Origin of the sequence: Syntrophomonas zehnderi OL-4, assembly GCF_000983115.1 — a bacterium.
Taxonomy (GTDB): domain Bacteria; phylum Bacillota; class Syntrophomonadia; order Syntrophomonadales; family Syntrophomonadaceae; genus Syntrophomonas_B; species Syntrophomonas_B zehnderi.
In genome coordinates this window covers 80,382-95,357 of the sequence record NZ_CGIH01000031.1, presented here as the reverse complement: position 1 = coordinate 95,357, position 14,976 = coordinate 80,382, and the positions used below count along the sequence as shown (strand labels likewise).

The window sequence follows — 14,976 nt, the reverse complement described above, 5'->3', positions numbered from 1 at the left end:
AAAATATTCTTTAATATTATCCTTATAAACCAATAATTAAGACAAATATTTAGCACTGAGTAGGAAACTGCAGAAGAATCAGAATAAATAAGTGCACAAACAGTAAAATATTGAGGATTAATAGTGATTTAAATAATTTTTGAAGCAAGGCAAAATAGAAAATAAATGGTAAAATAGTATATAATTAGCCTAGAGGTAAAAACTACTTAGGCTGGAGAGGAGGAATGTTTTGATATTTACTTGCTCAGTGTCCCGGTAATGATAAAAAGGGGGGGAGAACATGGAAATGGCAATGCTGAACAGGTTTTTGGAGGAAGTAAAGACCTTGCCCAGGATGTTCTATAACACGGTGGAGAACTTCGGGGAACGGCCTGCCCTTAAGTATAAAGTAGACGATAACTATGTCACCCTTGATTATAATGGTTTTGCTGATATTGTTGAAAAAATAGGCAGTGGTTTATTAAATCTGGGCCTTGCCAAAGGTGACCGGGTTTGCCTGATGGCCCCTACCACACCGCAGTGGGCCTGGGCAGATTTTGGCATACAGCTTTCAGGGGGTATAACCGTAACCGTCTATCCAACCCTTTCCGCTCAGGAGACAGCATTTATTGTCAACCATTCCGAGGCTCGATTTCTCTTTGCCGGCAATGAAAATATTGCCGATCGCCTGGTATCCGCTTGGGCAGATATGCCTAGCCTGGAAAAAATAATTGTCCTTAAGACCGGCTATGATTCTGCTGATGAACGTCTGATCGGCCTGGATAAACTTCGGGAAATGGGCAAAACACTTTTGGCTGCCGAACCCGGACGGCTGCGCCGTCAGTGGGAATCGTTAAGCGGTGCTGATCCTTCCAGTATTATATATACTTCTGGAACTACCGGAGATTTAAAAGGCAGCCTTTTAAGCCAGGAAAACATGATCGGCGCATTGGGAAGAAGTCTTAAACATATGGCTTTAAGCGGCTACGCGGCCAGCTATAATGACGTTGCCTTCTCTTTACTTCCGTTGGCACATATCTGGGAACGCAACAACTCTTACCTGGCTATGATCAGCGTGGGTGCTTGCATTGGCTTTGCAGAGAAGCCTACGACCTTGCTCCAGGATATCCAGGCTATCAAACCTACCTGGGTACTATTGGTTCCCCGGCTGTGGGAAAGGATTTATTCAGGATTCAAGGCGGCCTTCTGCAGTAGTGGGGACGGCCAGCAGCTTTTTGAATGGGCAGTTAAAGTAGGAGAACAGGTATTAAATCATCGCACCGGGCCGACCGGGTCTATCGACTTGACCGCTGATCCGACCATTGGGATGGATGAAAAACTAAAAGCTGATTTCTTAAGGGCCGATGCCATGGTTTACAGCCAACTGCGTCAACTGCTGGGCGGACGCCTTAAAATACCGTATTCAGGTGGAGGCGTATTGCCTTCTGATTTGCACCGCAATTATCTGTTATTAAACTTCCCTCTGCTTAATGGCTGGGGTTTGACGGAAACTGCGGCCGGTATTAGCCACGGCTCCTTGAATGCCACCAAAATAGGCTGGCTGTCTAGAATGGTGCCGGGGGTCGAAGCCAAACTCGATGACGATGGGGAAATATTAGTTCGAGGTATAGGCATAATCCGGGAATACTACAAAAATGATAGCGAAACTGCCGATGCTTTCACTTCGGATGGCTGGTTTAGAACCGGGGATATAGGGGAATTTGATGAGGAAGGATTTTTACGCATTATCGACCGCAAAAAATCCATTATCGTTTTGGATACAGGCAAAAACGTAGCCCCGGCTAAAATTGAAGCTCAATTTGGCAACAGCCCTTTTGTTGACCAGGTGGTGGTAGTCGGTAATGATCGCAAATATATTGCGGCCTTGATTGTGCCCTCTTTTGATTTTATATTATATATGTTGAAAGAAAAAGGTTATCACTATGACGAAAGCCAGCTGGTTTACGCTGATATCAACGGAATGAACACCTGTGTCAAAGTAGGCGCAGACGTCATTCAAAACCCCATGGTAAAGGATTTAATTGCCAAAGAGGTCAAGCGTATTAATGAATACCTGGAAGAACATGAAAAAATCAAGCAGTATGCAATTCTGCCCCGAAAATTTACAGAGGAGAGCGGTGAATTGACCCCTACCTTAAAAATCAAAAACCGGATCGTATTTAAAAACTTCCATGAAGAGATAAAGAGTTTATATGCCTAGTTTTACTGATAAGAAAAACCCGAGGATAACTATCCCCGGGTTTTTTTATGTAGTTTTCGGCTTCAAGCCACGTGTTTGGGGAAAACCATATGCAGCCAGCCCGCACTATACTTCGTGAAAACTGACACCCAACAAACCAGGTCCGGTATGAACACCTAGGGCCGGACTTATATCGGAAAAGATAAGTTCTTTAATATTTGGCAGTTTGCTTAATCGTTCCAGCATGTGTTCGGCCTCTTTTTTGGCGCCGCCGTGCATGACGGCTAGATTTATCATTTTATCACGGGGTATGTTCTCGACAATTTCAATTAAGCGGTCAATTGATTTGCGGCGGCCCCGTACCTTGCAAAAGGTGAAGTATTTTCCTTCTGGGTTTACCGAAATTATAGGTTTAAAATGCAAAAACTCACCCAGCATAGCTGATACTTGCCCAATGCGGCCACCTTTACGCAGATATTCCAAGGTCTCTACTACATAGTAGACTTTTACCTTCGGCTGTATGTGGGCGATATTCTCCATCACCTTATCAAAACTCAGACCGTTAGTAATATTGCGGGCAGCATCCAGTACCATCCAGCCGGTTCCCATAGACAAAGTACGGGAATCAAAGGTTTTGACTACCATATCATTTATATCCTGGGCGGCCAGCTTTATAGCCCCGTAAGTTCCTGATAGGCCGCTAGACAATGCAACCGCTATTACATGCGTGAATCCTTGGCTTTTAATGGTTTCAAATAACGATTTGATTTCCCCCAGACAGGGCATGGCGGTAGTAGGAATTTCACCCGGCATCCGGTTATAAACGTCATTGGGCTGAATATCTACCCGGTCAGAGAACTCACCTTCCGGATAGATGATTTTTAAAGGGAGAATTTTAATAGCCATTTTCTCAACAATATCGCGAGGTAAATCGCAGGCACTATCAGCCAGCAGAGCTATCTTCTCAGTCAAGTGATTCACTCCTTTTCCAATTTAAATAATAATATTTATAATTACTTATGAGCTTTATTGTATAGCATTTACAAGCAATTGCCAATTTTTCAAAAAAAAATTTAAATAAATATCGGAATTTACTTAACGAAACTTGACACTGCTTGGTCAGATAAGTAAAATAGCTATGTAAAGTATTTATACTTTACAAATAGGAGTGGACAGTTATGCTGGAAAAGCTCAGCCAGATAGTTTGGTTAAAGGATTTTTACGGGCCTTTATTGACAGAAAAACAGCGGGCGATTTTAAGCCTGTATTATGAAGATGATTTTTCCTTGTCTGAAATAGCCGAGGAAATGAATATCAGTCGCCAGGCGGTTTATGATCTGGTAAAAAGAGCCGAGCACCAACTGTGGCAATATGAAACGAAATTAGGTTTAGTGGAGAAATTTCAGCATACACGGCGGCGATTAGAGGAAGCTCAAAACTTGCTGGATGCGTATGCAGCCGATGATGCTGCGATACATAATGTTCTTATGATTTTACGGGAGATTACCGATTCATTATAAACAAAGGAGAGGTACTGTGGCCTTTGAAGGATTATCTGATCGTTTGCAGGAAGTCTTTAAAAAGCTTCGCGGCAAAGGCAAGATTAGCGAGGAAGACGTCAAGCTGGCCATGCGGGAAGTGCGCCTGGCACTATTGGAAGCTGACGTAAATTATAAAGTGACGAAAAGCTTTGTCGCCGCAGTCAGTGAACGTGCGGTGGGGCAGGAAGTGTTACAAAGTGTTACCCCCGGGCAGCAGGTTGTAAAAATTGTCTATGATGAAATGACTCAGCTAATGGGGGGCAGTGAAACTAAATTGACCATGTCTTCCAAACCACCTACCGTTTTTATGACGGTGGGTTTGCAGGGAGCCGGAAAAACCACTACGGCGGCGAAATTGTCCAGAAACTTGCTCAAACAAGGACGGCGTCCCTTGCTGGTAGCCGCCGATGTCTACAGACCTGCCGCTATTAAGCAATTACAGGTATTAGGGGAACAGGTAGGGGTACCGGTGTTTTCCATGGGGCAATCCAATCCGGTCGATATTGCCAGAGCCTCCCTGGAGTATGCCCGCAGCAATAACCGGGATATAGTTATTATAGATACGGCCGGGCGCTTGCACGTTAATGAAGAATTAATGGCTGAGCTGCTCCAGATTCAAAAAACGGTCAATCCACATGAAACGTTGCTGGTCGTGGATGCCATGACGGGACAGGATGCCGTTAATGTAGCCGAAGCATTTAATGATCAGCTCAGTATTACCGGGGTTATTCTAACCAAATTGGATGGCGACACCCGAGGTGGAGCTGCTCTGTCGGTCAAAGCGGTTACCGGCTGCCCGATCAAATTAGTGGGTATGGGCGAAAAAATGGATGCTTTGGAAACATTCTATCCGGAACGCATGGCTTCACGGATTCTGGGCATGGGTGATATATTAAGTCTGGTCGAAAAAGCCCAGGAGAATTTTGATGAACAGAAAGCCCGGGAAATGGAACAAAAAATCCGCAAACAGGAATTCACCTTGGAGGATTTTCTGGAACAGATGCAGCAGGTAAAATCCATGGGCCCGCTGCAGGATCTGCTGGGTATGATACCTGGGATGGACAAACAGCTTAAAGGAATCGAAGGGCAAATCGATGAAAAAGAAATTCTGCATGTGGAAGCCATCATCAGATCCATGACACCCGAGGAAAGGCGCAATCCAGCCATATTAAACGGCAGCCGCAAAAAAAGGATTGCCCGCGGCAGCGGTGCCAAAGTACAGGAAGTTAATCGTCTGGTAAAACAATTCGAGGAGTCCCGCAAAGTTATGAAACAGTTCGCCGACATGGGGGGCAAAAAAGGGAAACGGGGTGCCTTTCCCGGCATGAAGTTTCCGTTTTAATTAAAAAATGGACGCGGATAACGATAATTAAATGGATTTACACGGATTAATTAAACCCTGATTAACACGGCAACCTTAATTGCGACCGATAGGGAGCAGCAGTAGTCCCCGAAGGGAGATTTTATCTCCGTTTCGTATCAGGCAGTCATTTTCAAAGGTGGCCGTGTCCCGGTCATGGGTGGTTTACGTAAAAAGCTTACTGAGCTGGATATACAATTATCTGGCAGAAGATAAGGTAGATTAAAATAAGGAGGTGACAATATGGCAACAAAGATCAGGTTGAAAAGGATGGGGGCTAAGAAAAACCCCTTTTATAGAGTTGTGGTAGCCGACTCCAGATCTCCGCGGGATGGCCGTTTTATAGAGGAAATTGGTTATTATGACCCTTCCACTAATCCAGCCACCATAAAAATTGATGAAGAGAAGGCTTTAAAATGGTTGGCAACGGGTGCCAAACCTTCCGATACCGCCAAATCACTTTTGCAGAAGCAGGGAATTATCAGTAAATTTGCTGAAAGCCGCAAGTAATGGCGATGAGGCTAGGGGGTGAGACGTCATGAAAGAACTGGTGGAGTATATTGCTAAATCACTGGTAGATAATCCGGAGGAAGTAACGGTTACAGAACAAGAAAATGAAAGATCAACTATTCTGGAACTAAGAGTGGCACCGGAAGATATGGGTAAGGTTATTGGGAAACAGGGTAAGATAGCCCAATCAATTCGTACCCTCACCAAAGCAACTGCCGCCAAGAAAGGCATAAGAGTAGGAGTAGAAATAATGAGGTAGGGCTAAGTGATTAGCCCTTTTCATTCGTTTAGAACAGTTTTCACCTGGAGGTGAAGGGATTGGATAGCAAAGAACTGGTCAGTATCGGTCGAATTGTGGGATCTCACGGCTACAAAGGGACAGTCAAAGTTGAACCGCTGACGGATTTTTTGCAACGTTTTCAAGAATTAAAAGAGGTCAAGCTATATAAAACCAAGAAAATTGAGAAAATGACGGTAGAGTCCTGCAGTCCCTATAAAGGCCTGCTGCTCATGAAATTACAGGAAATAAGCAATAAGGAAGATGCCCAGTCCTATCACAATGCACTGCTATGCGTAGATGAAGACGATGTATATCCGCTGCCTAAGGGTTACTATTACCATTTTCAATTGGTGGGACTGGCCGTTCACGATACCCAAAAAGGCTATCTGGGAACGATAATCGAGATTTTAGAGACAGGAGCCAATGACGTATACGTAGTTGATTCCCCAGTCTATGGGGAGATTTTAATCCCAGCTATAAAACAGGTTATATTAGAGGTTGATCTGGAGGCAGGGTCGATGCAGGTTAAGCTCCTGGATGGCTTATTGGATTAGAAAGGTTCAGCCCAGGGGATGGTAATTTAGATATTTAAAAGAAGTGAGAGTTTATGCGTATAGATATTTTAACCCTGTTCCCGGAAATGTTCAGTTCGCCTTTCAACGAGAGCATCATTGATCGGGCCAGGAAAAACGGCTTACTGGAAATAAACACCATAAACATTCGGGACTTTGCCCTGGACAAGCACCGCCAGGTGGATGATTATCCGTATGGAGGCGGCTCGGGTATGGTGATGAAGGCAGATGTTGTATCCAGGGCAATAAAGAGCGTTAAAAGGGCACCGACCCGGGTTATCTATCTATCTCCCCAGGGCAAGCGCTTACATCAGGATACCGTAGTTCGCCTCTCTCAGGCAGAACACTTGATCTTATTATGCGGCCATTATGAAGGTATAGATGAACGGATTATGCCGCTGGTTGACGAGGAAATATCGATTGGTGATTACGTCCTGACCGGCGGGGAATTGGGAGCCATGGTGCTGGTGGATGCAGTGGCCCGTCTAATACCAGGTGTGCTGGGAGACGATAATTCTTCCCAGGAGGAATCATTTACCGCCGGTCTGCTCGAATATCCGCAATACACCCGCCCCAGAGTTTTTGAAGGCAGGGAAGTTCCAGAAGTGCTTTTATCCGGACATCATGCCCAGATCCGCCGCTGGCGCAAAAAGCTCAGCCTGCTGAGAACCTTGTTAAAAAGACCGGATCTTTTATTAGACCGGGAATATGATAAAGAAGAACGCCAGTTGCTGGAAGAAATTTTATTTGCCGGGGAAGAGGGATGCTTTGAGAAAGAGTAAAGTATATATCGCCCTGCTGCATTACCCCATGTATAACAAACGCATGGATGTAATCACCACTTCGGTGACCAACCTGGATTTGCATGATATTGCCCGGACTGCCCGTACTTATAATGTGGAAGGTTTTTTTGTGGTTCATCCTTCCCCTAAACAACAGCAGTTGATCAAGGAGATCATCTCCTACTGGCAGGATGGCTATGGCAAAACTTATAATGCTGATCGCCAGGAGGCCTTTTCCATTCTGTACCAAGCTGAAAATCTGCCCCAGGTAATAGAATATATTGAGCAGGAGACAGGTCAGTACCCCATTACCATAGCTACCGATGCCAGGGTCTATCCCAATACGATTGAATATAGCCGCTTAAAAGAAGAGGTTTTTAAAAGTGATCGTGTTTATTTACTCTTATTTGGTACCGGCTGGGGAATGGAGCAAAGCTTAATGGAGCAGTGTGATTACATATTAGAACCCATCGGTGCCGGCAGTGATTATAATCACCTGTCGGTTCGCAGCGCCGTTTCCATTATTATTGATCGCCTACTGGGAGATTTTTGGTTTAAAAAATAGTTGTTGCTTGAGATTCAATTTTTACTGTGGTAAAATAGGCTTGTTCTGTATTAAAGGTGGTCCGCTGCATTATATAGATGTATGAACGCCTGGTGGAAGGAGGTTTATTAGTGCAAGATATTATAAGATCGATTGAAGAGGAACAGTATAAAAAGGATCTGCCCCGGTTTGGCCCTGGCGATACCGTGAAGGTACATGTTAAGGTTGTTGAGGGTACCCGGGAGAGGATTCAGATATTTGAAGGTACCGTAATGAAGATCAGGGGCACTGGTCTTTCCCAGACCTTTACCGTGCGCAGAATTTCTTATAACGTGGCAGTGGAGAGAACCTTCCCCATGCATTCGCCCCGAATAGCCAAGATCGAAGTTACTAGAAAAGGAAAAGTACGCAGAGCCAGATTATACTATCTGCGTGGTTTAACAGGCAAAAAAGCTAGGGTTAAGGAAAAAGGCAGATATTAATAATACGTTAGAATTTAAAAAAGGAGAATGCCTATAGGTATTCTCCTTTTTGGTCTTAAGTTATTTCATGTGAACGGATTATTTGAATTCTTCCGAAAAAACGCGGTATGATAAAAATACTATTCTAATCGAAGGTGAAAATATGGCGATTAACTGGTATCCCGGTCATATGGTCAAGGCCAGGAGGGAAATAGAGGAAAATATAAAACTAGTGGACATCGTGCTGATGCTTTTGGATGCTCGCGCTCCTTTATCCTGCCGCAACCCGGATCTGGAGAAAATAGTCAGTCGCAAGAAATTAATCTTCATCCTTAACAAGATGGATCTGGCAGCTCCTGCTGCCACCCGGCAACACCAAAAAATGCTGCAGCAGGATGGTTATTCAGTTGTGGCGATGGATTCCAGTAGCGGCAAAGGTGCCAAGGACGTAGTACAAGCCATAAAAGACGCCTATGCAGAACAAGCCGACCGTCTGGTGCAGAAAGGCCGCCGGGTGCGCAGCCCCCGGGTAATGGTCGTGGGGGTTCCCAATGTTGGCAAATCTACTTTTTTAAACTGTCTGGTGGGACAAAAGATAGCTCGTACCGGTGCGAAACCAGGCATTACCCGCGGCAAGCAGTGGATTAGGGTAAGGGAAGATGTCGAGTTCATGGATACACCTGGACTGATGTGGCCCAAGGTAGAGGACGTAGAACAGGGTCTAAAACTTGCCCTCTTGGACATAGTGGGCGAAAATGCCTACAGCGAAGAGGAAGTAGCCTTATATTTGATTAGGACGCTGCAGGAAAAAGCCCCTCAGGTGATCTTCACCAAATACAAGGTGGAAGTTGGCCAGCAAAGTGAGCAGGAGATCTTAGCGGCTATCGCCCAAAAAAGAGGCTATCTTAACAAAGGCGGAATTCCCGATAGCGAAAAAACCTGCCATCTGCTCCTGCAAGATTACCGACGCGGCAATCTAGGCAAAATCAGCCTGGACTAACCGGTACCCCTCATCCTCCCCGCAAAGAGGGTTCTTTATTTGCGCGGACATGGAGGGAATTGCAGAGCGTAGCAACGTAGCGGAAGCTTTAGCTTCCGGCGGGAAGCAACGTAGCGGAAGCCTTAGCTTCCGGTGGGAAGCAACGTAGCGGAAGCCTTAGCTTCCGGTGGGAAGCAACGTAGCGGAAGCTTTAGCTTCCGCAGAGAAGCCCATTAACGTAGGATGTATTGGAACTAAACAACTTACGACTATCTGCCTGATGCCCTGGTAGCGGAAGCTTTAGCTTCCGGCGGGAAGCAGAGCTTCCCCATCCGTATCATGCAACTATTTTCACAGGCGGCTCCACCCCACGGTAATACGATAAAAACCATGGATTCTATGGCAAAATCCTCAAGGATGAGGAATTTAGGAACCAGCTTATGGAATTAATTATGCTGGATATATATACATCGTTAAATGAAGGTGTTTTCAGTGTCTGATAATAGCTAGCACTTAAAGCTCAATTTAGCTTAATTAACGGTCGGTGTAATCTAACTGAGGTACTTATTATGTATGCTTGGCCAAGTGCTATAGTATTATTGAGGGGATTAATTTATGAATAATGAAGCTATCCCGAGAATTAAAAGTTACCTGGCAAAAAGCGGGTTATCATTAGTCACTGATATCCAGGAAGAGGGCAAAGGAACTGGGATTGCCAACACATTTTTCCTTAAAGCCGACAACCATAATTATCTTATCGACCCGGCAAACGGCAAAAAAAGACTGCAAGATATTAAGAAGCAGCTGCCTTTTAATGAATATGATGTGCTCGTCACCCATTCTCACCTCGACCACAGCGCCAACAGCGGACTTGTTGCTGCGGAAAATTCACGGGTAATATTCCATCCCTTCGTCGCAGATAGAATCAATAACCTCAAACGAAATTATACCGAGATCACAGCAGAGATGGTAAAGGTGTTTGGAGTGGATGGATTCTTTGGGCGCACAGGTATGCTCGGTCCATCCACGATTAAATTGATGCAGTTTATACAGAAATCATCTCCTCCGGGGTTCGATTTCATCTTGAACGTCATCAGCCTAATCATGTGCCGCTTAAATAATGGCGGAATCTATCCACCCAAGAAAAATGCTGTGTTCCTGAACTGCGACGATATCATGGATCTGCAATTTGGCCATACAGTATTCAGGGGATGGCCTTTAAGTGAACAACTCTTCGCCCTTGATACCCCGGGGCATCAAAATGACCACCTGGCTTTTTACGTACCAGACAGGGGAATAATGTTCGCTGGTGATTTAATAGGTTTTCTGAATCCCAATGACATCATTGACGGAAGCATCAAAGAAACCCACGCCGGAATGATGAAGATGCTCCAATTAGCCGAGGCAGGAGGAATAGATATTCTGGCTCTAAGTCACGCATTGCCTGTAACCGGGGAAGAAAACGTAATCGCTTACCTGAGATCAGCGATTGCCAAGCAGAATGAAATATTTGAGATAGTATCTGATATAGTATCAACTTGTCCTGATAAAAACGATTTTGAAGAGATCATTAGAAAAACCTATGCACATGAATCCGACTTAATGAAAAAAATACTAAAAATCAATTATCCCCGTTCGGCTTCTTTCATTGATGTATATGTGTATATATATCTAAAGGAATTTGTTAGCTAAAAAGACGTAAGTGCTGCCAAGAGGAAGGTGACTTTGTCAGTTTAACCCCGCTGGGATGTATATCACCGGCGGGTATTTTTTTGTCAAAAATAATCGCCGCAAAAGAAGGATAATTGTTTTCGGGCTAGAATAAATATTTGATATAAATAACAACTAATATAACTATAACTATAAGTTATATTAAACGAGGAGGTTATTCTGTTGGACAAGAGCAAATGGCTGATTCTATCTACAGGTCTCTTGATCGGTGCGATTGCAGTAACTTTGGTTAAATTGGGCAATCCTCCTAACATGGGTTTTTGTATTGCTTGTTTTGAAAGGGATATAGCGGGGGCGCTTGGATTGCACCGGGCTGCTGCAGTGCAATATATACGCCCGGAAATAATCGGCATTATCCTGGGAGCCATGTTAACGTCATTATTTGCGGGCGAGTTTAAATCCCGGGGCGGATCAGCTACCTTAGTTCGTTTCATAATGGGTATGTTTATGATGATTGGCGCTCTGGTTTTCTTGGGTTGTCCTTTAAGAGACGTTTTGCGTATGGCCGGAGGCGATTACAACGCTGTGGTTGGATTGCTGGGTTTCGTCTTTGGAGTAGGAGCGGGAGTTTGGTTTCTGCGCAGGGGCTTTAATCTGGGACGCACCCAGGAAAGCCACAGTCAATTCGGTGGATATATAATGCCCCTGGTGTTTGTCTTCCTGCTATTTTTATTGCTTAAAGGAACCGTCTTTAATCCAGATGCAGGCGGACCTCTTTTCTTTAGCAAGGAAGGCCCGGGCTCCATGGTGGCTCCCCTTTTTATTAGTTTGGCGGCCGGTTTATTGGTGGGATTTTTGGCGCAGCGCACCCGCCTCTGCTTAAGCGGGGGAATAAGAGATTTCATACTGATCAGGGATAGTTACTTGTTACTCGGCTTTATCGGCATCTTTTTAGGTGCGCTGGTCTTTAACATCGGTTTTGGCTTTTTCAAGGCAGGTTTTGCCGGTCAGCCTATTGCCCACAGTATGCATATATGGAACTTCTTAGGGCTGTTTCTGGTCGGTCTTACAGCTACCCTGCTGGGCGGCTGTCCCTTAAGACAACTGGTGTTATCCGGAGAGGGAGACACTGACGCAGCAACTGTAGTGGTGGGAATGATAGTGGGGGCAGCGATTTGCCACAACTTTATGCTGGCCGCAGCAGCAGCCAAACCAGCCGCTGCAGGGGTGGCTGCGGTGGCTGGGGGGCCGGGGATCTACGGACAGATTGCCTGTGTGGTCGGAATTATTATCATGGCAGTTATCGGCTGGACCTTTAGGGAAGAATAGGGGGCGACAAAATGGAAAAAGTAGATGTGCGGGGACTTAGCTGTCCCCTGCCGGTAATTAAGACCAAAAAAATAATTGATCAGGGAGCAACCGAAATATCAGTAGTAGGCTCGACTCAGGTTTCGCTGGAAAATGTAACTAAACTGGCCCGCTCCAAGGGCTATAGTATTGATATTAAAAAAGACCAAAAAAACGATTGGGAAATTGAGCTAAAAAAATGAGCCTACTAGCATAAGAGTATAAAATGATGAAAAATGATAATCGTATACAATAATCCTCAGTTCTGCGTAATATAGAAATTCACAGGGGATGGGTTGGTTGACAAAATCTTTACCTCGCAAATCCGCGTTATTGTCGACTATCCCGTCCCTTTTACATTTTCGACTACGGCTTTTTTTGTCTAAATGAAGGAAATATTTGCACATATATTGAATTAAAAATTATGTCAACAAGTAATGGGAGGTGAAGAATATATTTTGATGTAATAGTTTTTGAATGAAAGGAGCTGTTGGTTTTGATTAAAGCAATGGATAAGAAATTATGGGAAAAGAACATTCCGCATTGGTGGCCAGAACGCTTTCATTATGGCAAGGATTCTATTGTCTCCCACCTTTACCATCACGCCTGGAGAACACCTGACAAACCGGCCCTCATTTTTTATGGCAGAATAATATCTTACCGGGAATTAAACAATCTAATCTGGAAGGCAGCCGGCGGCCTGCAGAAAATGGGTGTGAAAAAGGGTGACCGTATCTATATTGCTCTGCAAAACTGTCCCCAGTTTATTATTGCTTACTATGCAGGCATGGCCCTGGGTGCAATTGTAATTACCGGCAGCCCTCTTTATAAAAGCGGGGAAATGAATTATGTCTTAAACGATTGTCAGCCAAAGGTGGTAATCATTGAAGATGATCTGTTCCCAATTTTCCAATCTATTAGAGAACAAGTCAGTTCGGTGGAGCAGGTGGTCGTTACCGCCCTGGGGGAATACCTGCCTGAACAGCCGGATCTGCCCGTAAGTTTTGCTGCCGGTTCAAAGGATCTGGATTATCCCGATACAGTTAGCTGGCAGTCCCTGGTAGACAGCGACCCCATAGAAGATATAGCTGATCTGGATATCAAAAAAGATATTGCTTTGTTGCAGTATACCTCAGGAACGACCGGGAATCCCAAGGGGGCTATGCTTACCCATTTTAATATCCTGGCTAACGCTATGAATTCAGGGTATGGCCGACCTAGCACACCAGATGATATACATCTGGCAGTTTTGCCTTTGTTCCATGTCAACGGTTCTAATAATACCTTAAATGCCCCGATCCAATGCGGGGCTACTATCGTCCTTTTGGTTCGATTTGATCTGGAAACCATGTATGAGGCAATCGAAAAATATAAATGTACTGTATGGATAGGTATTACCACCATGAATATTGCCTTTATCTCTCATCCTAAGTTTAAGGATTACGATCTTTCTACCTTGAGATTTATTGGCACGGGCGGCATGCCTTTACCCCAGACATTATTTAATCAGTACCTGGAACTGTTTGGGGTAGAATTACAGGATGGTTTTGGAATGAGTGAGACCATGGCCTATAATATCTGTAATTCCAGTGGTTATTCACGGGTCGGTTCGATTGGTATCCCCTGTCCGCTGGTCGATATAAGAATTGTCAGCCTGACTGACGAAAATAAGGAAGCAGCTATTGGAGAAGACGGTGAATTATGGGTAAGGGGACCATCGGTGGCCGTAGGATATTGGAATAACCCAGAGGCTAGTGCAGAAACGTTTCTAGCCAGCGAGGACAGCGAATTCAAGTGGCTGAAAACAGGAGATATTGTGCGTATGGATGAAGATGGCTTTCTCTGGTTATGCGGAAGAACCAAGGAAATGATCAAGGCCTCCGGTTTTAGCGTATTTCCGGCTGAAGTCGAAGAATACCTCTATCATCACCCGGCTATTTCTGAATGTTGCGTGATAGGCGTCCCACATGAATACAAAGGAGAAGAGATCAAAGCATTTATAGTCTTAAAACCAGAATATGAAGGCAAGGTAACCGCCGAAGAAATCGTTAACTGGGCCAAACAAGAAATGTCTGCCTATAAGTATCCGCGCATTATTGAATTTCGGCAGAATCTCCCCAAAAGTCCCGCCGGTAAAATAATGCGAAAAATACTCAAGGAAGAATAAGGTCAGCCCAGGGGATGGTTCTTGAAGCTGGTAGGAGATGAGTGTGCATGCCGAACAACAGTCCGGAACAGATAAAGAAAAAGCTTTATGAGGAATACGAAGAAAGTCTGTTCAAATTAGTCATGCACGACGCAGCGGAAAAAGAAGGTCAGCTTTTCCTGGAAGAAAAAGCCAAGCTAAAAAATAATCCGGAATACCAGCCTTCCCCGGCAGCAATCCAAAGATTCAGTCAGCAACTGGACAATCATCTAAAAAAGCAGAAGGGTTATGCCGGAAGGCAACGCATCTTAAGTACAATTAACAGAGCCGCGGTTGCTATGCTGATTATACTGGTTCTATTAGGCTCTGTCGTAATGACCGTGGAGGCAGTCAGAGTCAGGGTGCTGAATTTTGTAATGAATGTCAAACCGGAATATACTTCCTTTGCCTTAAAAGACAATGGCAACCGTGGAGAAAAAAATGTAGATTGGCATAAAGCTTACGCACCGACCTTCATACCGGCAGGGTATGAAGTAAATGCCGTTTCCGCTGGCGAGTTTTCCAAAACCATTGAATTTAAAAATAAGCAGGGTTTACTTATTAC

16 protein-coding genes are annotated in these 14,976 nt (G+C 44.6%); 15 read left to right on the top strand and 1 reads right to left on the bottom strand.

What is annotated here, in order from left to right; translation table 11 throughout:
* Positions 1-280: 280 nt before the first annotated feature.
* Positions 281-2,200, top strand: coding sequence for an AMP-dependent synthetase/ligase (locus AAV90_RS09615; RefSeq protein ID WP_046498300.1), 1,920 nt, complete (start codon positions 281-283; stop codon positions 2,198-2,200).
* A 105-nt stretch (positions 2,201-2,305) separates the two neighbouring features.
* On the opposite strand, the gene AAV90_RS09610 is transcribed toward AAV90_RS09615, so the two are convergent.
* Entirely contained in the window at positions 2,306-3,160 is an 855-nt protein-coding gene (locus tag AAV90_RS09610; protein WP_242847532.1) for a DegV family protein, read from the bottom strand.
* A 197-nt stretch (positions 3,161-3,357) separates the two neighbouring features.
* Here AAV90_RS09610 and ylxM point away from each other — a divergent pair, with 197 nt between their 5' ends.
* The 14 genes from ylxM to AAV90_RS09540 form a co-directional block, all read left to right on the top strand.
* Entirely contained in the window at positions 3,358-3,699 is a 342-nt protein-coding gene (ylxM, locus tag AAV90_RS09605) for a YlxM family DNA-binding protein (protein ID WP_046498294.1), read from the top strand.
* 16 nt (positions 3,700-3,715) lie between these two features.
* On the top strand, positions 3,716-5,062 hold the full coding sequence (gene ffh, locus AAV90_RS09600; protein WP_046498292.1) for a signal recognition particle protein: 1,347 nt from the start codon (positions 3,716-3,718) through the stop codon (positions 5,060-5,062).
* A gap of 261 nt (positions 5,063-5,323) precedes the next feature.
* A complete protein-coding gene (gene rpsP, locus AAV90_RS09595) occupies positions 5,324-5,590 on the top strand; it encodes a 30S ribosomal protein S16 (RefSeq protein ID WP_046498288.1) in 267 nt (88 codons plus the stop codon).
* A gap of 28 nt (positions 5,591-5,618) precedes the next feature.
* A complete protein-coding gene (locus AAV90_RS09590) occupies positions 5,619-5,849 on the top strand; it encodes a KH domain-containing protein (protein WP_046498285.1) in 231 nt (76 codons plus the stop codon).
* Between the two features lie 50 nt (positions 5,850-5,899).
* The gene (gene rimM / locus AAV90_RS09585; protein WP_242847531.1) at positions 5,900-6,424 is read left to right on the top strand and encodes a ribosome maturation factor RimM; all 525 of its coding nucleotides are present in this window, start codon (positions 5,900-5,902) and stop codon (positions 6,422-6,424) included.
* A 53-nt stretch (positions 6,425-6,477) separates the two neighbouring features.
* Complete coding sequence (gene trmD / locus AAV90_RS09580) at positions 6,478-7,224, top strand: tRNA (guanosine(37)-N1)-methyltransferase TrmD (RefSeq protein WP_046498280.1); 747 nt, start codon at positions 6,478-6,480, stop codon at positions 7,222-7,224.
* Positions 7,211-7,789, top strand: coding sequence for an RNA methyltransferase (locus AAV90_RS09575; protein WP_076982635.1), 579 nt, complete (start codon positions 7,211-7,213; stop codon positions 7,787-7,789). The genes trmD and AAV90_RS09575 overlap by 14 nt, the downstream gene beginning before the upstream one ends.
* A gap of 77 nt (positions 7,790-7,866) precedes the next feature.
* Positions 7,867-8,250, top strand: a complete 384-nt coding sequence (rplS, locus tag AAV90_RS09570; RefSeq protein ID WP_046498277.1) for a 50S ribosomal protein L19 — start codon at positions 7,867-7,869, stop codon at positions 8,248-8,250.
* 82 nt (positions 8,251-8,332) lie between these two features.
* A complete protein-coding gene (gene ylqF, locus AAV90_RS09565; RefSeq protein ID WP_242847530.1) occupies positions 8,333-9,229 on the top strand; it encodes a ribosome biogenesis GTPase YlqF in 897 nt (298 codons plus the stop codon).
* 594 nt (positions 9,230-9,823) lie between these two features.
* Complete coding sequence (locus AAV90_RS09560; RefSeq protein ID WP_046498276.1) at positions 9,824-10,900, top strand: MBL fold metallo-hydrolase; 1,077 nt, start codon at positions 9,824-9,826, stop codon at positions 10,898-10,900.
* Between the two features lie 201 nt (positions 10,901-11,101).
* Complete coding sequence (gene yedE, locus AAV90_RS09555) at positions 11,102-12,208, top strand: YedE family putative selenium transporter (protein WP_084691543.1); 1,107 nt, start codon at positions 11,102-11,104, stop codon at positions 12,206-12,208.
* A gap of 11 nt (positions 12,209-12,219) precedes the next feature.
* Positions 12,220-12,429 (top strand): sulfurtransferase TusA family protein, encoded by a 210-nt coding sequence (locus tag AAV90_RS09550; protein WP_046498269.1) that lies wholly within the window; start codon positions 12,220-12,222, stop codon positions 12,427-12,429.
* A gap of 305 nt (positions 12,430-12,734) precedes the next feature.
* Positions 12,735-14,393 (top strand): AMP-binding protein, encoded by a 1,659-nt coding sequence (locus AAV90_RS09545; protein ID WP_207642057.1) that lies wholly within the window; start codon positions 12,735-12,737, stop codon positions 14,391-14,393.
* 47 nt (positions 14,394-14,440) lie between these two features.
* Positions 14,441-14,976, top strand: a 536-nt coding sequence (locus AAV90_RS09540; RefSeq protein ID WP_242847529.1) for a hypothetical protein, incomplete at its 3' end; no start/stop codon positions are given.